We start from the raw sequence: 21,066 nt of genomic DNA on the forward strand, positions 1-21,066 counted from the left end.
GTAGACGGTCTGCACCTTCGTGGCCTTGCCCGGCGCGATGAGCTGCCAGTTCGACCAGCCGGTCGCGCCCGTCGTGTACCACGAGTGGTAGACCTGTTGGTCGTCACCGATCGCCACGACCTCGGTGGTCTGCTTGTCGGCCTGGTAGACGACCTGGAGCTGGCCGGTGAACTTGCCCGGCGCGACGAGCTGCCAGTCGCTCCAGCCGGCGGAGCCCGCGGTGAAGTAGGAGTGGTAGATCTGGCCGTCGGTGCCCAGGGCCATGACCTCGGTGGTCTTCTTGTCGGCGTGGTAGACCGCCCGCGGCTCGCCGACGAACTTGCCCGGCGCGACTAGCTGCCAGTTCGACCAGCCGGTCGAGCCCGTCGTGTACCACGTGTGGTAGATCTGACCGTCCGAGCCCGGCCTGAACACCTCGGTGGTCTTCGCGTCCGGAACGTACACACTCGCACCGGTCGTCCCGGCCACCGGAGTCGGAGTCGGAGTCGGGGCGGGGGTGTCGTCGACGATGTTGTTGTAGCGCAGGGCGGTGTAGTAGCCGGTGGGCCAGCCCTCGACCTTCGAGTTGTTGATGTTGGCGGAGGTCGGCCCGTGGGTGGGGTTGTTCGGGTTGCTCTCCGCGTAGTACTTGAACGCACCGCTCGACTTGTCGGTCCAGCCGGCGAACAGGAAGGTGTGCTCGGCGGTGTAGTCCATCGCGTCGCCCGGCTTGAGGTCCGAGAAGCCGATCTTGGTGGACACGTCCGGCAGGGTCCAGGTGACCATGCTCTCCTTGAGGTGCCAGGCCATGGAGACGTATCCGGAGCAGTCCTCGCGGTAGGTGCCGTTCGCGTCGGTCTTGTAACCGCCCTGGTTGTAGGGGACGTTTTCGTCGACCCAGGACTGTGCCCGGGCCATGACCTCGCTGCGGCTGATCGTTCCGCCGGCGCTCGACGCGGCCTGGGCCGGGCTGCCGACGGCGAGCGTGGCCACGACGCCGGCGGTCAGGGCGACGGTCGTGGCGAGGGAGGTGAACGTGGTGGACTTGGAACGGTTCATGATGATTCCTTCGGGAGCGGGAACGTGGGCAGTCATGCGGGTGCCGTGCGTGCGGGGGCGGGTCACCGGGCTGCGGTGAGCTGCGCCATGAGGACGTCCAGGGCCTTTCGGTCACCGTCTGCGGTGGCGGTGTCGCTCTGGCCCGCGGAGTCGAGGTCGGTGTACTGCAGGACGGTCAACTGCCCGGCCTGCTGGGCGAGGTAGACGTGCTGGGACTGCTGCCCGGGCGCGGACAAGCCCGGTACGGCGGTCCACCGGTAGGTCCAGGCGGCGGCGCCGCCGGCGGTGGCGGTCGCGGTGACGGCGGCGTCGGGGGAGCGGCCGTTCTGGCTCTGCAGGGCGGCAAGCCGGTCCTGGCAGGTGTTCATGGCGGAGGTGAGCTGCTGGAACACCTGGGCGGCGGCCTGCGGGGTGGCGAAGGTGAAGGTGTCCTGGATGGCGGGGGTCTTGGCGGTGCTCGCCCAGCCTTGCTGGAGCCATCCCGTCGCGCCGTCGATGCCGAGGCATTCGTTCAGGTCGGTGTGCTGGCCGGTGGGGCGCGGCACCGGCGCACCGAGGGGTTTCCAGCCCGCCTTCGCGCTGTTGGGCAGCTGGGTGGGAGCGATCGGTGCGGCTGGCTGGGCCTGGCCGGCGGGAGAGGTGCCGGCCGGCGGTGCCGGCACGGCGGGCGCGGGTGGAGCGGAGGCGTCGACCGGGGGCACCGCCGCCGGCGAGGAGGGGGTGGTGGCCGCCGCGCGGGGCGTCGCGGTGACGGGGGCGGCCGCGGTGACGGGGGCGGCCGCGAGGGCGGGGGCGGCCGTCGGGGAGACGGTGGCCGGTGCGGTGGCCGCCGAGGACGTCGGGACGAACTGGTTCGCGGTAACAGCCGCGAGGGCGATCGCGGGGACGGCGGCGATCAGGAGCGCTCGGCGACGGCGGACAAGGGGCATGACGGGTCGTCCCTTCATGGGGAGTCGAGAAAGAGGGCGGCTAGGAGTGGGGCGGGTGTGCATGTCGCGGGGACGGCTGTCCTGCGCTGCGGGTGGAGCGGTCACAGCCGGCGGCGGGACGCGGTCGCCGCGGCGACACCTGGCCCGGCAGCGGGAGGAACGGGACCGGGCGGGCGGGAACGCCGCTACCGGGAAGTTGGGTAGGCTTCGCGCGCTCCACGGTCGGCGGGCCGCGGTGGGCGTGGAGCCCCGGTGGCCGGCGCGACGCGGTGGGCGTGGTGCCCGGGTGGCCGGCGCTGCGCGGTGGGCGTGGCGGTCACCGGGCTGAGTGGTCCGCGGCCTCCGGCGGCTCCGGGGGCAGGTAGCAGCGCAGGAGCAGGGGAGATGTCCGGTGGCTACGGGAGATCAGGCCGTGGGCACACCTGACGGCGTCGGCCCCATCGGCCGGGTCGTGGCTGAGCAGGTAGAGCAGGAGGTCGAGCCGGTCATGGGCGGGCTGTACGCTGACGTGCTGGAGTCCGTCGGCGGGCTCGGTGTGCGCCCAGAGGGCGTCCACCGCCTCTGCCGCGGCCGCTGCGCTCGTCTGCGCCACCTCACCCGGCCGCCGGAGCCTGAGGCTGGCGTAGACGATGTCCATCCCGCGCTCAGCCGCCCCAGCCGAGGCTGTCCGAGCCGGCGGCGGTCGTGGTGGCAGTCGTGGCGGCGGTCGGACGTGGCGGCAGCGGAAGCGCCACCGGTGACTGCGGAAGCGGCCGGAGCGATCAGCAGGACGGTGAGCGAGACGGCGGCGACCGCGGAGGCCTGGGCAATACGGGTGCGGATCATGACGGAGCCTTCTGGGATTGACGGGAGAGGTGTGCCGCCGAGCCTGGCAATGCCACTACCGAGCAGGGCAGTCACCGAGTGAACGACGCGCCTGGCGTACGCGGCAGCGGTCTCCCCCGAGGTTCGTGTCACCGGATCATGGAGGAACGAACCATTGCCCGTTCACGCCCGACCGGACGGATGCACCGATCGTGACTCCGCCTGCTCACAGGCCTCTAATATGGCGATAACAGCGATCCATGGCCGATGTGAGCGCTCATTACTACGGGGGTTTCGGCGTGGGGATCCGGTTTGGGCTGCTCGGGCCGTTGCAGGTGGAACGCGACGGGCAGCCGCTGCCGCTCGCCAGCCCGAAGGTGCGCACGCTGCTGGCCGGGCTCCTGTGCACGCCCGGTGAGGCCGTCCGGGTCGACGCCCTGGTGGACCTGCTGTGGGACGGCGTTCCGCCCCGCACGGCGCTCGCCTCCCTGCACAACCACGTCAATCGCCTGCGGACGGCGCTGGGCCCGTACGGCCCCCGGCTGCGGTCGGTGCCCAGCGGCTACCTGCTCTCCGTGGAGCCGGACGAACCGGACTCACTCGCCTTCGCCGGCGCGGCCGAGCGGGTGCGAGACGCGCACGAGCACGGAGACTGGGCGGCGGTGACGGCCGGCGCGGACCAGGCCCTGGCCCTGTGGCGGGGCGAGCCGTTCGCCGACGTGCCCGGGCTCACCGCCGGCCCCCAGGCCACCCAGCTGCGCGAGACCCGACTCGCCCTGCTGGAACGGGCGTTCACCGCGGGCCTGCGCACCGGACGCCACCGGGACCTGGTCGCCGACCTGACCGCGCTGACCGCCGAACACCCGCTCCACGAGGCCTTCCACGCCCAGCTCATGCTCGCCCTGCACGGCTGCGGCCGCACGGCGCAGGCCCTCGACGTCCACCGCGCCCTGCGCACCAGGCTCGCCGAGGAACTCGGCGTCGACCCGGGCGCCCCGGTACGGCACGCCCATCAGCAGATCCTGGCCTCCGACGGCGAAGCCGCGTCCTCGTCACCACGCGCGGCAACGGCGTCGCCGGCAACAGCACTCCCGGCCGCCTCACTACCCCGGGACGTTTCCGCGTTCGTCGGGCGTCGCGAAGAACTCGCCGCCGTGCTCGCCGCGTGCCGCCGCGGCGCCGAAGCGGGTGGAGTGCTGGGGATCCACGCCGTCGACGGCATGCCAGGCATCGGCAAGAGCGCCTTCGCCGTCCACTGCGCGCACCGGTTGGCCTCCTACTTCCCCGATGGCCAGATATTCCTGCCACTGCACGCGCACACGCCGGGCACGCGCGTCGTCCAACCGGCGGAAGCCCTCGCCGCCCTGCTGCTGGCCGTCGGGGTGGCGCCGCGGGAGATCCCGTCCGAACTGTCAGCGCGGGCGGGGATGTGGCGCAGCCGGGTGGCGGGCAAGAAGATCCTGCTGCTGTTGGACGACGCTCTCGGCAGCGAGCAGGTCAGCCCCCTGGTTCCCGGCGCGCCCGGAACCCTGGTGATGGTCACGAGCCGCCGCCGGATGGTGGGCCTTGAGGACAGCGTCCCCATCACGTTGGACGTTCTGCCCCCGCGCGAGGCCGCCGAGTTGTTCACGGCCAGAGCGGGCCGGGCGGGCTTGCCGCCCGAGGACCCCTCGGTCGTCGAGACGGTGCGCCTGTGCGGGTACTTGCCGCTGGCCATCCAGCTTCTGGCGGCCCGTCTGCGTCACCATCCGTCCTGGTCGGTCGCGGACCTCGTCTCGGACCTCAGCGATGCCACCGGGCGCCTGGACGCGATCTGTGCCGGGACGACCTCGGTTGCCGCCGTCTTCGACCTCTCCTATCGCCACCTGCCGGCAGACCTGAAACGGCTCTTCCGACGGCTCGGCCTGCACCCCGGTGACGACCTCGACGCTTACGCCGCCGCCGCGCTGGACGACACCGACCTCGCCACGGCCCGGCGGCGGCTGGAGGTACTGGAGGACCATCATCTGATCGACGAACCGGTCCGCGGCCGCTACCGCATGCACGACCTCCTGCGCGAGCACGCCCGCGACCTTGCCGGGGCGGACCGGCCCGAAGAACGCGTCGCTGCCCTGGACCGGCTGCTGGACTACTACCTGGCGGGCAGCACCGCCGCCAACCGCCACTTCGCCCGCCACAGCCAGCCCGCCACCAGACACGCGCCCTCCGCGATCAGCCCCGACCTGTCGACCCCGGAACGGGCAACCGCCTGGATGCTGACCGAACGCGCCAACCTGCACGCGGCCGTGGAGCTCGCCGCCGCACACAACCGCCCGCTCCACGCTGTACGTCTGCCATCGGCCCTGCACGAGATCCTTCGGGGCCAGGGCCACTGGGAACAGGCCGAGACCCTGCACCAGATCGCTCTGGACACCGCGATTGTCACGGGCGACCGGCTCGGCCAAGCCGACGCCCTGGTTTACCTGGCCAAGCTTCGAGACCTGCGGGGGCATCTGGAACCGGCCACAGAGTTGCTCCGGCAGGCAATGACCCTGTACCGGACGCTCGGTGAGCGGCTCGGCGAGGCATACACGCTCCTCTGTCTAGGGGATGTGCAACAGAGCGAGGGACGATACGAGGACGCGATCGACTCGTGCCGCGCGTCACTGGCGATCTACCAGGAAGCCTGCGATCTTCCTGGCCAGGCCAATGCTCTGGTCAGACTCGCCTTCGTCCAACAGCTCGCCGGGCAGACCGACCAGGCCACCGAGAGCCTCCCGCCGGCCCTTGACCTGTTTCGCACCCTGGGGGACCGGGTCGGCCTGGGCAACGTCCATTTCAATCTCGGCCTGATCGGAGAGAAGACCGGGCGCTACGAAGACGCGGCACGCAACCACGACGCCTCGATCAGCCAGTTCCGCGCCATGGGAAACCGGTTCTGCCAAGCCAACGCCCATCAGGGCCTCGGTCTGGCGCAGGAGGCGATGGGACGGTACGAGGAGGCCGTCGAGAACCACCGTGCAGCTCTGGAGATCCTCCGTGCAATGGGAAACCCGATCGGCCACGCGAACTCCCTCGCCCTACTGGCACGTGTCCAACTCGTGACCGGGCAGCACGAGGTGGCCGCCGAAAACCTCCGGGCCGCGTTGGAGATGTTCCGCACGGCGGGCATACGCCGGGGCGAGCTGGACGCCCTCGTCACGCTGGGAAGCCTCCAGCATGAGACCGGGCGCCACGCGCAGGCCGTCGAACTCCTCCAGCAGGCCCTGACCGGGTTCCGCGCCATCGGCGTGCCAGCGGCCGAAGCACGCGCGCTGGTCCACCTCGGCGATGCCCAACGGGCCACGGGAGAACTCGACGCCGCAGCCGAGAGCCTGAGCCAGGCGCTGGCCCAGTGCGGAGATCTCCAGGACCCAGGGCTCGAAGCGGAAGTCCTCAATGCGCTCGGCAGGCTCCTTGCGAAGCGCGCGCGGTGGGTCGACGCACGTGACCATCACGCAAGGGCGTTGGAGATCGCCCGTGCGATCTCCTATCCGCTTCAGGAGGCACGCGCACTCGAAGGAATCGCGAACGGCTACGGCCAGGAGGGAAACGCCCGCGAGTATGAGACCTATCTTCATCAGGCTCTCGCTATTGTCCAACGGCTGGCAGTACCCGACACCGAGCGCATCCGGACCAGCCTCCTCACCGCCAGCCTCACCGACACTTCTACTGACAACCGGAGCAGTTGAGACGTTTCGCTGACCAGCTGCTTGAAGCGAACCCGGAGCGCGCGGGTCTGGACAAAGGTCCACGACGGCTCGCTGGCGGCCAGCACCGCGTCCCGGGACGGTGCGTGAGGCGTGACGGCCACCCCGGTGATCGCGCGGGTGGCGCAGTCGATGAACCAGGTGATCCCCGGACAGCCAGCTCACCGTCCACGTCGACCTGCACGGGGACCCGCTTGTGGTCGCCCTCCCAAAACGCGTTGCGCCAGGTCGGCGGACAGGTGCCCGTGCAGCAGCACCTCCCAGTTGTCGCCGTGGTGCGCGGAGACCCGCTCGATCTGCGCGTACTGGGCGTCGAACCCGCCGAGCCCCTCCACCGCCGCGGTGAGCGAGGCGAGCCCGTTCGACTGCACCATCAGCCCCTCGGCCAGCGTCAGCAGGGCGGGCGAGACCCGGCCCTCCAGCTTGGAGGCGGCCTCGGCCGCGCTGGACTCCTCGTCCAGGCCCTCCAGCGCGTCCAGCGCCTGCTTGGTCAGCGCGGCGGCCTTCGCCCGCGCCGTCTGCGCGGGCCCGCCGACGTCGACCTGCTGCAGCAGCGTGCGGTAGTTGGCGACCAGCCGCTCCACGATCTCCTGCTGCTGGCGCCGGATCTCCTCCAGCTCCTCGCGGGCCTTCTTCGCCTTGCCCGCCATCCGCTTGCAGAACATCGTCGTCAGGTCGTCGCGGGCCCGCATCCTCGCCTTCGCGGCCAGGCAGGCGATCAGCGCGACCCGGCGGCGGGCGGTGTAGTCCTTGAGCGTCGCCGCGTCCTGGGACTCCGCCTCGCCAGCGAAGTCCGCGACCTTCCCCGACGCCACCGACTCCAGCCACTTGCCGGTCTCGCCGAGCCCGTCGACCCACGTCAGGTGGCTCTTCAGGCGCTTGAAGTTCGACCAGGTCGCCCGCCCGGGGTTGTGCTTGAGCGCGTTGAACAGCGTCTTGCCGTCCAGGCCGACGACGTCCACCAGGCCCAGCAGCCGCACCGCTCGTCCTCGGTCATCCGCTCCCGGATGCCGGCCAGGATCTCCTCGTTCACCCGGGCCCGCACGGTGGAGGCCATCGCGTCCAGGGTGGAGTACCGGGGGATCTCCAGCCCGGCCTCCACCAGCTTTTCCAGCGCGATGTTGATCAGGTCCGCCGGGTTGTTCTTCGACGCCGCCTCGATCCGCATCGTCTCCTCGGCCAGCGCGCGGGCCCCCGGTCCGTCGTAGCGCATCCCGCACCGCTGGCGGACCATGCTCCGCTGGCTCTTGGCCGTCCGCTCCGAGCCGTACACCGGCAGGGTGTCCTTCGGGAGCTCCGCCACCCGGCGCACGAACTCCATCACCTGGTCCGGCACGTCGTGCGCCTTCGGGAAGCCGCCCATCCGCTGGTACGACTTCAGCGCCAGCAGCAGCGCCAGCTGGTGCTCGGTCTTGATACTGGTGGGGTCGCGTATTCAACTGTCGCGAATGGTCGGTCTTGTCGAGCGTGGCGGTGACTTCCCGTGATCTCCGGCGGTGTATCGGTCCACGCAGTGCCCGTCTCGATGAAGAGACGGACGGGTGGTCTTGTCGTGGTCGTCACCGAACCCCTCGGACTCGGCTGATCCCTCCTGCCGCCCATGACTCGCCGCGCCGCCGCCGCTCACCCGGGTTCAGGGGCGCCAGGGTGTAGAAGTGAACGCGACCTGTTCCGCGCTCACGCCCGACTGGAGTTCCCGGATGAAGGCTCTCGTAGCCCGCGAGTACACGACGCTCGACGGGATCACCGTCACCGACCTCCCGAAGCCCGTCGCAGGTCCCGGTGAGGTGCTGCTCAAGGTGGAGGCCGCAGCCCTCAATCCGCTGGACCTCGCGCTGATCACAGGTGCGATGAAGGACTTCTTCCCCGTCGAGCACCCCCTCGTCGTGGGGATGGACGCAGCGGGCACCGTCGCCGAACTCGGTGATGGGGTTACGGCCTACGCACCGGGCGACCCGGTGCTCGCCTTCACCGGTCAAGCCGGGGCCGTCGCCGAGTACACCGTAGTCGCGGTCGGCCCGCACCTCGCCAAGCGGCCCGCCGGCCTCGCCGCACCGCACGCCGCTGCCATCCCCGAGTCCGGGATGACGGCCACGTGCCTGCTGCGCGCGGTCGGCCTCGCAGCAGGGGAGAGCGTGCTGGTGGTCGGTGCGACGGGAGGTATCGGCCTGTACGCGGTACAGCTCGCCGCCTCGCTCGGCGCCAAGGTGATCGCCACAGCGGCCTCCGAGGACACGGACTACGTGCGCGGGCTCGGCGCGCAGGGCACCGTCGACTACAAGGCGGGCGACGTCGCGGAGCAGACGCTGCGCCAGGTCCCGGACGGAGTGGACGTGGTGGTCGACCTGATCAATCGTGGTGACGCGCTCTCCACCACGGCCCGCGCGGTCCGCGACGGGGGCCGGCTGGTCTCCCCCCTCTTCGGGCCGCAGGACCTGGGCCGGGGAGTCACTGGCGTCTACATCGGCAGCTTCACCGCCGAGCCCGGCGATCTGGAGGACCTGGCCGCCCGAGCGGCCGACGGGCGGCTGCGGGTGGAGATCGGCGCCACCTACCTGTTCACCGATGCCCCGCAGGCGGTGTCCGACTTCGCAGGCAAGCACACCCGGGGCAAGGTCGTCATTACCCTCCCGTAACGACGCTTGTAGTAGCGGTACAGCCGTTAGCGCTAAGGAATGATCTTGGAGTTCCGGAGCGAGGTGGACGCACCGGCGTCAGCACCGCAGAGCGTCGTCCTGCTCGGGCGCGGGGTTGTCGTACTGCTGGTCGTCGTCCTCGGTTCAGGTGCCGAAAGGCCCGGGCTGGCCAGGCTGTTCGGCACCGAGCAGCGGGGTGCCGCCCTTGTGTCGCGTTCACCGGGGCGAACACCCCGGGCGGCCCGATCGGCGAAATCGCCGACTGGACCACCGAGGACTCCCACCCCCTGCCCGCAGGCCGCTAGCAGATCGCCGACGCGGTCCTGATCGCGCCGGCCGACCGCGTGCCCGTGCTCCTGGTGGAAGTCGACCTCCACAACGGCGACAACGCCAAGATCGCCCGCAAGTTCGACGGCTACGCCGAGTACTTCGCCCTCACCTACAAGGACCCAGGCCACGAGGGCCACCCCTCCACCGCGAAGCAGCTGCCGACCTGGCGCCGCAAATACCCCACCGCCCCGCCCAAGACGCTTCCGCCGATCGCGCTCGTCCTGGCCGGCGCCGGACCCCGAGCCCTGAACAACACCATCAACGAGGTCCAGGACCTCACCGTCCGGCACTGGCAGCCCCGCGGCGACTTCGACTTCACCGGCAAGATCCCGATCCTGGCCTGCCACCTCGAGGACCTGAAGGCCAAGGGCCCGCACGCGCCGATCTGGTGGCGCTTCGGCAGCCACCACTGGCAGACCCTCGCCGACGCCCTGGCCAACACCGACTACCGCGATCGCACCCGCGCACGCATCGCCGCCGAGAACAAGGCCGCCCAGGAAGAGAAGGAGCGGCGCCTGGAGGCCACCCGCTGCCCCGGCTGCAACCGCCGCGAAGACGAGTACGACTACAAGTACGGCGCCAGCGACGGCACCAAGCTCTGCACCGACTGCCAGCAGGAAGCCCGCGAGACCGAGGAGCGCAACCAGCTACTCGCCGCCCGGGAAGCCAACGCCGCCATGCACCCCTGCTACACCTGCAAGGGCTCCATCGGCGGCGAACCCGGCACCATCCTCGAACTACGCGAGAAGGCCGACCCCGACCAGCTGGAGTGCCCCGCCTGCGACAGCAGCCGCCGCATGAACGGCCGCCAGCCGATCATCCTGCCCTGCCCACAGGCCGCGAACTCCGCCTCGCCAAGGCCGGCAAACTCGACGACCCCTGGTGGCACATCCGGCTGCTCCACGCCGAGAAGTACCCCAACCGCTGACGCAACATCAGGGACTGGACCAGTGCAACGCGCTGCAACGCGGAAAGCGCGTTGCACCCCTGACCTGCACAGATAGCCCACCCAGGGTGCAACACGGGGGTGCAACGCGGAACGCGTTGCACCCCCGATCGGCCAACCACCCCGGTGGGCACGGGTTCACCGCCTGTCGAGCCCCAGCTCCGCGAGCGCGGCCAGGTGCTCCCCGGTGAGCTTGCCCGGGCGGGCCCTGGTGTTGGAGATCCACACCCCGAGCTTCCACCGTGCTGCCGTCACTGTCGGCGATCTCCTTGACGTGCTGGCGCGGCACGGCGGTCGCTGATCCCGGGCGCACCGGGTACTGGGCGAGCGCGGCCACGCTCCCGTTGAATGCTCCCGCCTTCGCGCGGGCCTTCTCCCCGGTCAGCAGGACCCTTACCGCCCGGAACGATCTCTTGGCTGCTCGCTAGGAGATCGCTTCGGTCGCGCGCCCCAGCACTTGGCCTTGGTTCCTTGACACGTGAAGGAACCACTGTTGCAGATCAGTAGAACTGACGCTTGGTCAAGCCATGTGCAGGCATGGGAAGCTAGCGAGCCTAGACATCGAGCGCCGACAGAGAGAGCTGCCGTGACCACTGGTTCTCCCTCCCCCTCCCCATCTCCCACACCGCCTCCTGGAAGCCCCCCTCCGCATCCTCCCGATCCGTACCGCATCGCAAAGCTCACCGCTCTGTACGGGGGCATTCCCGCTGTTGCTACGGCGCTCATCACCGGCCTGTTCGGGCTATGGGGAAACGACAGCAGCACAGGAGCAAAGGGACCAGCCGCTCCTCCGACCACATCGACGGTCAGCACAGCTGCGGTGCGCCCGTCGAATCAGCCGCCTGCCAGCCCGCAGGCCGTCTCCGGTCCGCCGACTAACGGCTCCACACCAACCAGCAGCCCAGCGATGCCTACGCCGCCCCCGGCGGCCGCCTCCGTACCTCGCCCGATGAGGCTGTCGCCGCCGGCCTGCGACAACATCACCTATCTCCACATCGACTTTGACGCAGACCGGCTTACCCAGAAGGTCAACACCCGGGAACTGTCGAGCCGGGAAGCCAACGCCTTCGACATGGGATGGGCCGGCTGTATCACCCCAGTTCTTGAGCTGGAGAAGGGAAGATCCGCAGGCCTTCTGCAGGAGGGATCAGCTGCCACCCTTGAATCATGTCGCGCGGCTGCTGCGGGCGGTGGTCTGGAGTCGGTTCATTTCGACAGTCAGCGCGACGCCGCAGATCAAGGCATGGTTGCTGGCGCTGCGATCTGTGTCATCACCGACCAGAAGCGTGTGGTGATGGCGAAGATCGACAAAATCTCGTGGGCCAGCCAGCCCACCATCGACTTCTCCGTCACCACGTGGACGTGACCCAGGGCATTTCCCGATAGCGAGTCCGCGCGTGCGGGCGGTCCGGGAAGGCCGACAGGCCGCCTTCGCCCGGCCTGCCCGCCGTGTTCCTCGGACGCAGCTGGTGCAGGCGGGCAGGGACGGCCTGGAGCGCTTCTCGGCGGTGCGTCGGGCCCGGCGGGTCAGCGCCAGTCGAGCCCGAGCGCGGCGAGGCCGAGGTGACCACGCAGGCGGCCCGGCTCACCGACCTGGTCAACGGCGCCCCGGACAATCAGCCGGTCACCGTCTACGCCACGTACGCCTCGCTGGAGCGCATCGTCCAGGCCCACCAGGGCTGGGGTTTGGCCCAGTGGGACCTCGTGATCATCGACGAGGCCCACCGGACGGCAGGTGCCGAAGGGAAGGCGTGGGCGGCCGTCCACGACGACGCTCAGGTCCCGGCGAAGCGCCGGCTGTACTTCACTGCCACCCCGCGGATCGCGGACGACCGGCGGGCGAAGGACGGCCTGGCCGACCTCGCCGACACCGAAGGCGCTGAGAAGCTGCCTGTCCTGTGCTCCATGGACTCGGAGGAGATCTACGGCAAGGTCTGTTTCACCTGGACGCTCGGACAGGGGATCGAGCACGGCTACCTCGCCGACTACCGGGTGCTGGTGCCGGTGGTGACGGACGAGGATCTGCGCGAGCTGCTCAACCTCCCGGCCGTCGCCGACCTGCGCTCCCAGCGCAGCAACGAGGAACTGCTGCGCCCGGCCCTGCAGATCGCGGTGCTGCGCGCCGTCGCCGACCTCGACCTGCGCCGGGTCATCACCTTCCACTCCCGGGTGTCCACGGCGCGGGAGTTCGCCGGCTCCCTGCTGGAGACCGCGGAACTGCTGCCCGACGCGGAGCGCCCGGAGCGACTGACCGCCCTCGCCGTGGCCGGCACCGACCGGCTCAAGGACCGCCGGGCCGCCTTCACCACGTTCAAGTCCGCCACCGGCGAGGACGGCGAGGAGTGCTGCATCCTCTGCAACAGCCGGCTCCTGACGGAGGGCATCGACGTCGCCGCCGTGGACGCCATCTGCTTCGCGGACCCCAAGTCGAGCGTCATCGACATCGTCCAGGCCGTCGGCCGCGCGCTGCGCCAGTCCTACCGCCAGGGCAAGGTCTCCTGGGTCATCATCCCGGTCTACCTGCCGACGCCGGAGATCGGCGACGACACCGCCACCGCGCACCCGGCCGAGGTCCACGACGCCGGCGAGGCCGTGAAGGCCGAGGCCGACGCCGAGATCGAGGCCTCCTCCTTCCGTACGATCTGGCGCGTCCTGCGCGCCCTGGCGGCGCACGATGCCCGGGTGGTCGGCCGGATCACCGAGCTGCGCGCCAGCCGTTCCCAGGGCACCGCCCACACCACCGCGGCCAAGCCGGCCGGGAGCGGGGCTGCCGAGCCCGAGGACGGCGGGCAGCAGTCGGTCCCGATGGAGTCGCCGATCGAGTGGCTGCGGATCAACGCGAAGCAGCACGCCGCGAAGATCCTCCAGACCGTCAAGCTGCGCGCGTTCAACCCGCGCGCGGTCGAGTGGCAGCGCATGCACGCGGTCGCCGCCGTGTTCCACCTCCAGCACGGCCACCTCGACCCCACCGACAAGGCCAAGCACGCCGAGCTGATCTCCTGGCTCACCCGCCAGCGCCACCTGAACGGCCAGGGCCTGCTCGACCCGGCACGGGTCAGCGAACTGGACGCGCTCGGCATGATCTGGTCGAAGAACGCGAACGCCTGGGAACGCGGCTACGCCTACGCCGCCGCGTTCCACCACCAGCACGGTCACCTGGCGATCCCGGCGACCGCGAAGCTGGACGGGATCTGGCTGTCCGTGAAGCAATTTGACCGTGAGCGAGGAGTTGTTTGTGTCGAGGATTAGTCCTGAGGCCAGCCGGGTGCTGGGGGCCGACTTCCTGCAAAGTATCCGTTCATCGGACAGGTGCCCACCGCTGCACTTCGTGATCGAGGCTGGCTGGACGGTGGATGCTGGCGCTACCCTGCTCGTAAAGTTCCGTGAATCTTACTTCGGAGAGCGGTCGAGATTTCCGAACGTGGGTAGCTATGAGTCCGCTGTCAACGGGCGGGGGATTCCAGATGATGATATTGAGGAGTTGGGGTACGGGCAGATCCAGGCGCTCATGCGCCGGGGTGTTGCATTTGCTTGGGATGCGCTTCACGCGGCTCAAGCTTTGTCGCCGCAGCCGTCATTGACAGCTCGCATCTCCTCGGCTCCCATACTCACAGAGCCAGATATTTACACTGGCTATGTGACCTTTTTCTCTGCCAGATTCAATGCTGAACTCGGAGTGGAATCCGTTGCTTCGCCATCTGGAATTCAGATCATCATGTCAAGTGATGACTGTGTAGATCCGCTGCCGGACTAGCATGGCTTGGCATTAACTGGACTTAAGGATCATCAAATGCAAGACGCTCGGCTGGGAAACTCCAGTCGAGCGTTTTGCATTTTCCCTTAGGGTCTCAAGGTTGACAGGAAAATGCGAGCGAGAGTGCCGTGATTGTGATCGCCGAGGATGGAGGGCCGAGAGAAATCCTTGGCGATTTGAATTAGCTGCTCGGCGCGTTGGGGAATCACACCTCGCGAGACAGGAGAAGCCCCGCCGGAGGATGCTCCGGCGAGGCTTCTTGCCGTCTTGACGGCAGTAGTTGACGGCAACGTCAGCGGACGGGTGCTGCACAAAGTGGTGGTGCGCCGCCATCGTCGGCGCCGGCGGTGCTGTCTGCGGGGGCGCGGAGGACGTTGCTGAGGGTGTCGATGGCTTGGCGCTGAAGGCGAAGCCGGACGTGGGCGTACACGGTGGCGGTGACGCCGATGTGGGCGTGGCCAAGGAGTTCCTTGATGACGACGAGTTCGACGCCCTGTTCCAGGAGGAGGGTCGCGGTCGAGTGGCGGAGGTCGTGGAATCGGATCTGCCGGAGTCCCGCTTGGCGGAGGAGTGCCTTGAAGTGTCGGGTGAGGGTGGCGGGTTCGATCGGGTGGCCGTCGGGCCGGGTGAAGACGTGACCGTTCTCCTTCCAGCTTCCGCCGGCCTTCTTCCGCTCCTGGGCCTGCTGGTCGCGGTGGTCGCGCAGTGAGCGCAGGCAGGGAGTGGGCAGCGCGATCCGGCGTTCGGAGCTGAGGGTCTTGGTGGGGAGGGTGGTCAGGCCGCCGGTGCGGGTGCGCTGGAGGGTGCGGCGGATGCTGGCGGTGCCGCCCGTCGGGTCGAGGTCTTCCCAGCGCAGGCCGAGGAGTTCGCCCTTGCGGAGTCCGGTGCGGAGGGCGAGTTCGAACAGTGCGTGCAGGCGATGGCCCTGTGCGGCGGAGAGGAAGGTGCGGGCTTCGTCGGCGGTGAGGGGTTCGAAGCGGCGGGGTCGGGGTGTGCCGGTGCGGACGTTGCGGGCGACGTTGCGCGGGATCTCTTCCTCGCGCACGGCGTGCTCCAGTGCGGACTTCAGGACGGAGTGGATGTAGGCGAGCGTCAGCGGGGAGAGGTGCTTGCGGCAGCACTTCCCGATGGCGCAGCAGCGGGGGCGGCGGTCGGCCTGTGCGTCGGACTTGCGGCCGGCGTCGATGCCGCGTGCGCAGCACTGGCAGACGGTGCGGAGTTCGTTCAGCCAGGTGCGGATGTCCTTGGCGGCGAGCTTGGCGAGCTTCTTCTTGCCCAGGCCGGGGATGAGGTACCGGTTGACGCAGGCGGTGTAGCGGGTGTGGGTGTTCTCTCGGAGTTGGTGGACGGCGACGTCCTCCGGCCAGTAGGTGAGGAACGCTGCGACGCTGCCCAGCGCGGTCGGGGCGGGGACTCCGCGGTTGCTGGTGGCGATCTTCTCGGTGAGCTTGGCGAGGGCGTCCTTGCGGGTGGTGCCGTAGACGCGGAGGCGCTTGCGGGTGTTGCCGGGGGCGAGGACGTATCCGGCGGCTTCCCAGCGTCCGTCCTTGCGCTGGTAGACGGTGCCGTCGCCGTTGGCGCGGACCCTGCGAGAACTGGTGCTGGTGCTGGGGGCGGGGTTGGTTTCGGAGCTGGTCATCAGGCTGCCTCTGCGAGTTGGTGGTGGACGAGGGCGGTCAGGGCGTGGGCGGGGATGCGGCGGGCGCGGCCGATGGTGATCGAGGCCAGTCGCCGGGTGCGGATGAGGTCGTAGACGGTGGAGCGGCTGATCTTCAGGCGTGCCATGACCTCGGGAACGGTGAGGAGTTCGGCCTCGGCGGTCACGCGATCGCCCCCGTCTGGACGGCGGTGGTCAGCGGGTTGGTGGTGTGACCGGCTGGGTCACCGGAGCGCCGCGCATGCCGGGGGCGGCTCGGTTGCTCGGGCCGGGGGCGCGGTGTGGTGGACAGGAGTTCAGCGAGGTGGGCGAGTTCGGGCAGAAGGCCGGTCCCCGCGTACTGCCAGTGCGAGATCACCAGAGTCGTGTCCGCGCCGCCGGATCGCCCGTCCTTCGCGCGGTGACCTGCGCGGTGACCGGGGCCGGGGTCGGTGTGACCGGCGGCCAGGTCAGCGCGGTCATCGCGGTCACTGTGCCGGTCAGTGACCGGCTGGCCCTCACCGGTCGGTTCCTGACCGGCGTGTCGGCCAACAGCTGCCGGGTCGAGCGGCGTCGAGGCAGAGGTGGCGTCATCTTGGCGGCCGCGCCAGGTGGTGCGTTCGGCTCGGAGGTGGGTGAGGGTGGTGGAGTAGTGGCGGGTGCGGGTGGAGAAGTGGCCTCGGAAGCCGAGCATGTGGGCCCACTGGCGCAAGCGGAGGTGAGTGTGCCGGGGCTGGGTGCCGAGGTGCCAGGCGGTGTGGATCATGCGGCGGGCGTGGTCGGTGAGGTCGTGCTGGGCGAGTTCGGCGAGGAAGCGGAGTCGGCGGTCGAGGGTGCCGGTGGTGGTCTCGGCGCCCGCGACATCATGACCGGCTCGCCGGGGCGCCACCTCAACCTCTCCCAGTCCTTCCGCTTCGGCACCCAGCTCGCCCACGAGGCCAACCGCTGGCTGAGCATCGTGAACGCCCCCCTGCGCCTGACAGGCCACCACGAGACGAGGACCAGCATCGGGCCCGTAGAGCAAGCCGACGCGGTGCTGTGCCGCACCAACGCCGGAGCGATGATCGAGGTCCGCCGCCACCTGGGAACCGGACGCCGGGTCGCAATGGCCGGCGGCGGGGACGACCTGCGCAAACTGGCGCTGGCCGCACGCGACCTCAAGTCCGGCAAGAGGACGAACCACCACGACCTGCTGCTGTTCAAGTCCTGGGGCGAACTGCAGGAATACGCCGAAAACGACCCGGCAGGGCGCGATCTGCTGCCCTGGGTCGAGCTGGTCGACGACCTGGGCCACGAGGAGATCCTCGGCTTCCTGGACCGTCTGGGCGACGAGCACAGCGCGGACGTCACGATCTCCACCGCGCACAAGGCCAAGGGCCGGGAATGGCCCTCGGTGCGCATCGCCGACGACTTCCCCGAGCCCGAACCCACCGACACGGGACAGCCCGGCCCCGTCTCCCGCTCCGAGGCCCGCCTGGCCTACGTCGCCATCACCCGCGCCCGCCACCACCTCGAGCGCGGCAGCCTGGCCTGGATCGACGACCACCCCGCCGGCCAGAACACCGATACCCCGAACACCGCGCGACCCGGGCACGACGACCCGTGGGCCAGGCTCGGCCCCGCCCCCCGGTAACGGCCCCGGAACGCCCCGTCGGAGAACCCCGTGCCCCTGACCGCCCTGCATCCCAGCCACGGAACCCTGGACGCCACCATCGACGACCTCGGCGCGGGCCTCCACTGGAACACCGTCCACCGAGCCAAGCCCCGCCCCAGCCTGCGGTGCCCCGCCTGCGCTGGCCCCGTCCACGCCAAGACCTCCCACCGTGGGCTGCGGTTCTTCGCCCACAACACCGCCCAGCCCCACTGCCCCAGCACCGGCGAGAGCCTCGAACACCACCACCTCAAACACGCCCTCGCCCACGCCGCCCGCACCGCCGGCTGGCACGCCGCAGTCGAAGCCCCCGGTGACGGCTGGCGCGCCGACGTCCTCGCCACCGCCCCCGACGGCCGCCGCCTCGCCCTCGAAGCCCAGCTCTCACCCATCACCACCGCCGACATCGAAATGCGCACCCGCCGCTACGCCGCCGCCGGCGTCGACAGCTGCTGGGTCACCACCACACGCGTCCCCTGGCTGCTCGCCGTCCCCTCATTGCAGGTCCGCCAGGACAAAGCCGGCTGGGCGGTGGTCGACGGCCACCGCCGGCTCGCCCACCCGCCCCTGGCCGGCCTTCGCGCGGTGGCCTGCGAGGGCTACCACGACCGGGATCCCACCAGCGGCCGCGGACAGCGCTGGCAGCAGGAAGGGCCCGACGTCCCCCTGCCCTGGGAAACGTCGTGGAGCGTCCTGCAGACCCACGCCCAGTACAACCACCGGGAGGACCCGTCCGGGTACGGGGACGACACCGGCGCCATCCCCTGCGCGGCCGAGTTCCTGTGCGGGATCGGATGGTGGCGACCCAGGCGTGAGCCACAGCTCGCACACGTCCTGGCCGCAGTCCTGCACGGCACCGTGGTGGCACTGGAGCTCGCCGCGCCATACCACGACACGTCCAGCAGCTGTCCAGACCCGATCGTATGGACCATCACCGCAGACCTGGCACGCGCCGCGACGCTCACGGCCCTCGCTTACGGCTGGCAGCTCTTCCACCGCTCCGAGACCCCAGCCTGCGGCTGCGGCGAGGCCAGCGACTCCTACGCGCTGACGACCGACTTCGCGCCCGTTGCCGGCTTCCGCCTGTGCTCGCGCTGCGACGCCGACCTGATCGCGCTACACCGGGTCCTCGCCCCCGACGCCCACCAGGCCCCAGCCCGGTACGGGCCCCTGCTCGTGGACACCCCGCTGGCCAACCTGACCCCCACCCAGCGCCAAGCGCTGAACCGCCCCGCTCAGCACGCATCCGTGTCCGTTCGAGTCCAACAGGTCGACCCCCGCGACATCAGCCGCATGGCGCGGAGGATCACCGGCCTGGACCGCATCTGAATACGCCTCGCACCAACGACAAGGAGAAGACGATGGCACAGCCCCCCGCAAGCGTCAGCCAAGCCCTCTCAGACGCAGAACGCGAACTGACAAACCGAATCCCCACAACCACCGTCCTGCAACAAGTAGAGGAAGGCGGCCTCGGGCTCTACACCCGGGCCCGGATCGGCTATCAAGCACCACCCGACAGCGAAGACGCACCCAGGCTGCGCCTGTTTACCCAGGTCCTCTCACCGAAATGGTCCTGCCAGATCGTCAAGGAACACTCTCAAGGCGCCACCGACACCCAGTTGGAGGAACTAATCGCGTGGGCGCTTCAGGAAGAATACTTCTGTGCCTCAGGTAGCGGGCTCTGCATCCACTTCGGCGGCGCGGAATTCATCGACTTCTACTTCCCGGCATCCGACTAACCCAACCGGAACAGACTGCAGGTGCGACAACCGGTGGTGTGAACCGGTGCACCAACCAGTGGCCGACCCCTCCCGCCCGCCACGCCCGGATTCCGGACGAAAGCCCAGGTAAGCGGCCGTGGTGAGTGGTCTGCAAGGTGAAACTCACCACCCCGACAACCCTCTCCTTCCCCTTCCGGTCCTTGGCTTGGGTGGCGGTTGGCTGGTTGGGTGGGACGGTGGCGGTGAGGGTTCGTTGCGCCTGCGGCGGGCTTCTTCCTCTCTTGTCCGGCTGGTGCTGCCCGCTCGCAGTGGGGGCAGGGGCCGGGCGCGCAGGCGGCCCCAGAAGGCCTCCAGGCCGCCGCCGTTCCTCCCACGCAGCGGGCAGAGGCGGCCTGGCCCTTCTTGCGGGCAGGCCCGGGCCAGGTCAACGCCAGTCGAGCCCGAGCGTGGCGAGCCGGTCGAGGTGCCCGCCAGTGAGCTCGGCCCGGCGGGTCTTCGTGTTGGAGATCCAGACCCCGAGCTTCACCTTCACCCGCTCCGCCGTCACCGTTCTCGACATTCGGCCAGATGGCCGTCTTCGATCTTGATGAGGGACAGTCCTGGACATGCTCAAGACGTGACGGGCACACCCTTGCGGAACCAGCGACGGCGGACTCCAAGTGGCCGATACGCGCCAAAATTGTGGTCAGTCTGGATCGCGGCACCCCTCGCTATCCTCGCGGCCGGGTTCATCGGCTACACGATCTACCGGCGGGTCTACGGTCTGATCGCGTCCGTAGCCAGCCACGCAACGCCTCCTAAGTTCCGTGGACGTCTCGGACGTCATCAAAACCAGCATCGCCATACTGACCCTGGTTGGCGCCGTCCTCGCCGGCGTGTACGCGTATCGGAAGCAACGAATCGCCGAGGGCGACGCCCATTGTGCCGACGCCGACCAGCTCGCCGTTCGCTACACCACTGCTGCCGAACAACTCGGTCACGACAAACCCGCCGTGCGTCTGGCCGGTGGTTACGCCATGGCCCGGCTTGCCGACGACTGGGAGGAACAACGGCAGGTCTGCATCGATGTCCTGTGTGCCTACCTCCGCATGCCCTACGAACCCGATCCAGTCTCGGATAAGCACAAGGAAGGAGAACGCGAAGTCCGCCACACTATTATCGGAGTCATTGCCGCCCATCTTACATACCCCGAAGAGAGCACGTCCTGGTCGGATTGCGATTTTAACTTCATCGGCGCCATTTTCGACGGCGCCGACTTCGCCAATACTTATTTCCGGGGCACGGTTTCCTTTGGCGACGCGCAGTTCATCAGTGGCACGGCTTCCTTTAATCAAGCGCAATTCAACGGTCGCGTTTCCTTTAACGGCGCACAGTTCAACGGTGGTGAGATCTCCTTTGGCAGCACCCAGTTCAATCGCTCGACTTTGCCGCAGATGTCCTGGGGCACCTTCAGCGACGCTCAGTTCGACCACGGCCGAGTCTATTTCGACAACACTCAGTTCAGAAGCGATATGGTAAGTTTCTCGGGTGCGAAGTTCAGCAGTGGCAGCACGGTTGTCTTCGGGGGCGCGCAGTTCAGCAACAGTGCCCTCTTCGGCGGGGCGAAGTTCAGCGGCGGCGCGGTTTCCTTCAACAGAGCGAAGTTCAACGTTGTCGACTTCTCGCGCGCGGAATTCAGCGGTGGCATGGTCTTCTTCAACAACGCTCAGTTCAGCAGCGACGAGATCTCTTTCGACAGCGCGGAGTTCAGCGGCGGCATGCTCTCTTTTCGCCACGCGCAGTTCAGCGGTGACGTGGTCCATTCACCCTCAACCTCTAACCTCCGTGTTTCGGTTCGCGTCGGCTGATCTGGGGTGATCCCTGTGTCGGGGGTCGTGGGGCTGCCGTGGGACG

At 69.3% G+C, this 21,066-nt stretch carries 19 protein-coding genes; 10 read left to right on the plus strand and 9 right to left on the minus strand.

Going from position 1 to position 21,066, the window contains the following annotated elements; genetic code table 11:
* From ACZ51D_RS39965 to ACZ51D_RS39975, 3 genes are all read right to left on the minus strand, one after another.
* The coding region (locus tag ACZ51D_RS39965) for a DUF8189 domain-containing protein (protein WP_465665168.1) at nucleotides 1–1,038 on the minus strand (1,038 nt) is incomplete at its 3' end.
* Nucleotides 1,039–1,100: 62 nt separating this feature from the next.
* Nucleotides 1,101–1,967 (minus strand): hypothetical protein, encoded by an 867-nt coding sequence (locus tag ACZ51D_RS39970; RefSeq protein WP_465665170.1) that lies wholly within the window; start codon nucleotides 1,965–1,967, stop codon nucleotides 1,101–1,103.
* A 316-nt stretch (nucleotides 1,968–2,283) separates the two neighbouring features.
* Complete coding sequence (locus tag ACZ51D_RS39975; RefSeq protein ID WP_465665172.1) at nucleotides 2,284–2,604, minus strand: hypothetical protein; 321 nt, start codon at nucleotides 2,602–2,604, stop codon at nucleotides 2,284–2,286.
* A 427-nt stretch (nucleotides 2,605–3,031) separates the two neighbouring features.
* On the opposite strand from ACZ51D_RS39975, the gene ACZ51D_RS39980 reads away from it, so the two are divergent.
* Nucleotides 3,032–6,481, plus strand: a complete 3,450-nt coding sequence (locus ACZ51D_RS39980; protein WP_465665174.1) for a tetratricopeptide repeat protein — start codon at nucleotides 3,032–3,034, stop codon at nucleotides 6,479–6,481.
* Between the two features lie 179 nt (nucleotides 6,482–6,660).
* Here ACZ51D_RS39980 and ACZ51D_RS39985 read toward each other — a convergent pair whose 3' ends face one another.
* Both ACZ51D_RS39985 and ACZ51D_RS39990 read right to left on the minus strand, forming a co-directional pair.
* On the minus strand, nucleotides 6,661–7,479 hold the full coding sequence (locus tag ACZ51D_RS39985) for a hypothetical protein (protein ID WP_465665176.1): 819 nt from the start codon (nucleotides 7,477–7,479) through the stop codon (nucleotides 6,661–6,663).
* Complete coding sequence (locus ACZ51D_RS39990; protein WP_465665243.1) at nucleotides 7,371–7,934, minus strand: DUF4158 domain-containing protein; 564 nt, start codon at nucleotides 7,932–7,934, stop codon at nucleotides 7,371–7,373. The genes ACZ51D_RS39985 and ACZ51D_RS39990 overlap by 109 nt, the downstream gene beginning before the upstream one ends.
* 265 nt (nucleotides 7,935–8,199) lie before the next feature.
* Here ACZ51D_RS39990 and ACZ51D_RS39995 point away from each other — a divergent pair, with 265 nt between their 5' ends.
* The 5 genes from ACZ51D_RS39995 to ACZ51D_RS40015 all read left to right on the plus strand — a co-directional run bounded on the left by ACZ51D_RS39995 (nucleotide 8,200) and on the right by ACZ51D_RS40015 (nucleotide 14,165).
* On the plus strand, nucleotides 8,200–9,135 hold the full coding sequence (locus tag ACZ51D_RS39995) for an NADP-dependent oxidoreductase (protein ID WP_465665178.1): 936 nt from the start codon (nucleotides 8,200–8,202) through the stop codon (nucleotides 9,133–9,135).
* A 350-nt stretch (nucleotides 9,136–9,485) separates the two neighbouring features.
* On the plus strand, nucleotides 9,486–10,469 hold the full coding sequence (locus ACZ51D_RS40000) for a hypothetical protein (protein WP_465665180.1): 984 nt from the start codon (nucleotides 9,486–9,488) through the stop codon (nucleotides 10,467–10,469).
* Nucleotides 10,470–11,360: 891 nt separating this feature from the next.
* Complete coding sequence (locus ACZ51D_RS40005; protein WP_465665182.1) at nucleotides 11,361–11,777, plus strand: hypothetical protein; 417 nt, start codon at nucleotides 11,361–11,363, stop codon at nucleotides 11,775–11,777.
* 197 nt (nucleotides 11,778–11,974) lie between these two features.
* Nucleotides 11,975–13,660, plus strand: coding sequence for a helicase associated domain-containing protein (locus ACZ51D_RS40010; protein WP_465665184.1), 1,686 nt, complete (start codon nucleotides 11,975–11,977; stop codon nucleotides 13,658–13,660).
* A complete protein-coding gene (locus ACZ51D_RS40015) occupies nucleotides 13,629–14,165 on the plus strand; it encodes a hypothetical protein (protein ID WP_465665186.1) in 537 nt (178 codons plus the stop codon). The genes ACZ51D_RS40010 and ACZ51D_RS40015 overlap by 32 nt, the downstream gene beginning before the upstream one ends.
* A gap of 292 nt (nucleotides 14,166–14,457) precedes the next feature.
* Here the strand turns inward: ACZ51D_RS40015 and ACZ51D_RS40020 are convergent, their stop codons facing one another.
* The 3 genes from ACZ51D_RS40020 to ACZ51D_RS40030 are packed head-to-tail and all read right to left on the minus strand — an operon-like array spanning nucleotide 14,458 to nucleotide 16,690.
* Complete coding sequence (locus ACZ51D_RS40020; protein WP_465665188.1) at nucleotides 14,458–15,804, minus strand: tyrosine-type recombinase/integrase; 1,347 nt, start codon at nucleotides 15,802–15,804, stop codon at nucleotides 14,458–14,460.
* Nucleotides 15,804–15,989, minus strand: coding sequence for a helix-turn-helix domain-containing protein (locus ACZ51D_RS40025; RefSeq protein ID WP_392216423.1), 186 nt, complete (start codon nucleotides 15,987–15,989; stop codon nucleotides 15,804–15,806). The genes ACZ51D_RS40020 and ACZ51D_RS40025 overlap by 1 nt, the downstream gene beginning before the upstream one ends.
* Complete coding sequence (locus tag ACZ51D_RS40030) at nucleotides 15,986–16,690, minus strand: replication initiator (protein ID WP_465665190.1); 705 nt, start codon at nucleotides 16,688–16,690, stop codon at nucleotides 15,986–15,988. Before ACZ51D_RS40030 ends, ACZ51D_RS40025 begins: the two co-directional genes overlap by 4 nt.
* Here ACZ51D_RS40030 and ACZ51D_RS40035 point away from each other — a divergent pair.
* Genes ACZ51D_RS40035 through ACZ51D_RS40045 form a run of 3 tightly spaced genes read left to right on the plus strand, consistent with a single transcriptional unit; the run spans nucleotide 16,667 to nucleotide 19,191 of the window.
* Nucleotides 16,667–17,434, plus strand: a complete 768-nt coding sequence (locus ACZ51D_RS40035) for a 3'-5' exonuclease (protein WP_465665192.1) — start codon at nucleotides 16,667–16,669, stop codon at nucleotides 17,432–17,434. The two genes, ACZ51D_RS40030 and ACZ51D_RS40035, sit on opposite strands and share 24 nt — an antisense overlap.
* 30 nt (nucleotides 17,435–17,464) lie before the next feature.
* Complete coding sequence (locus ACZ51D_RS40040; RefSeq protein WP_465665194.1) at nucleotides 17,465–18,781, plus strand: competence protein CoiA family protein; 1,317 nt, start codon at nucleotides 17,465–17,467, stop codon at nucleotides 18,779–18,781.
* A gap of 32 nt (nucleotides 18,782–18,813) precedes the next feature.
* Nucleotides 18,814–19,191: a hypothetical protein gene (locus ACZ51D_RS40045; protein ID WP_465665196.1), complete on the plus strand. Its 378-nt coding sequence runs from the start codon at nucleotides 18,814–18,816 to the stop codon at nucleotides 19,189–19,191.
* 406 nt (nucleotides 19,192–19,597) lie between these two features.
* Here the strand turns inward: ACZ51D_RS40045 and ACZ51D_RS40050 are convergent, their stop codons facing one another.
* Nucleotides 19,598–19,732: a hypothetical protein gene (locus ACZ51D_RS40050; RefSeq protein WP_465665198.1), complete on the minus strand. Its 135-nt coding sequence runs from the start codon at nucleotides 19,730–19,732 to the stop codon at nucleotides 19,598–19,600.
* 247 nt (nucleotides 19,733–19,979) lie between these two features.
* Between ACZ51D_RS40050 and ACZ51D_RS40055 the strand changes: the two genes are divergently transcribed.
* Nucleotides 19,980–21,020, plus strand: coding sequence for a pentapeptide repeat-containing protein (locus tag ACZ51D_RS40055; RefSeq protein WP_465665200.1), 1,041 nt, complete (start codon nucleotides 19,980–19,982; stop codon nucleotides 21,018–21,020).
* The last annotated feature ends 46 nt before the right edge of the window (nucleotides 21,021–21,066 follow it).

The organism is Kitasatospora sp. NPDC033851 (assembly GCF_055576085.1).

What these genes read in the sequence shown, in the direction of transcription:
- ACZ51D_RS40020 (WP_465665188.1), bottom strand. Translation starts at nt 15,804, where the DNA reads ATGACCAGCTCCGAAACCAACCCCGCCCCCAGCACCAGCACCAGTTCT.
- ACZ51D_RS40050 (WP_465665198.1), bottom strand. Translation starts at nt 19,732, where the DNA reads ATGTCGAGAACGGTGACGGCGGAGCGGGTGAAGGTGAAGCTCGGGGTC.
- ACZ51D_RS40005 (WP_465665182.1), top strand. Translation starts at nt 11,361, where the DNA reads ATGAGGCTGTCGCCGCCGGCCTGCGACAACATCACCTATCTCCACATC.
- ACZ51D_RS40045 (WP_465665196.1), top strand. Translation starts at nt 18,814, where the DNA reads ATGGCACAGCCCCCCGCAAGCGTCAGCCAAGCCCTCTCAGACGCAGAA.
- ACZ51D_RS39970 (WP_465665170.1), bottom strand. Translation starts at nt 1,967, where the DNA reads ATGCCCCTTGTCCGCCGTCGCCGAGCGCTCCTGATCGCCGCCGTCCCC.
- ACZ51D_RS39975 (WP_465665172.1), bottom strand. Translation starts at nt 2,604, where the DNA reads ATGGACATCGTCTACGCCAGCCTCAGGCTCCGGCGGCCGGGTGAGGTG.
- ACZ51D_RS39980 (WP_465665174.1), top strand. Translation starts at nt 3,032, where the DNA reads ATGGCCGATGTGAGCGCTCATTACTACGGGGGTTTCGGCGTGGGGATC.
- ACZ51D_RS40035 (WP_465665192.1), top strand. Translation starts at nt 16,667, where the DNA reads ATGACCGGCTCGCCGGGGCGCCACCTCAACCTCTCCCAGTCCTTCCGC.
- ACZ51D_RS39995 (WP_465665178.1), top strand. Translation starts at nt 8,200, where the DNA reads ATGAAGGCTCTCGTAGCCCGCGAGTACACGACGCTCGACGGGATCACC.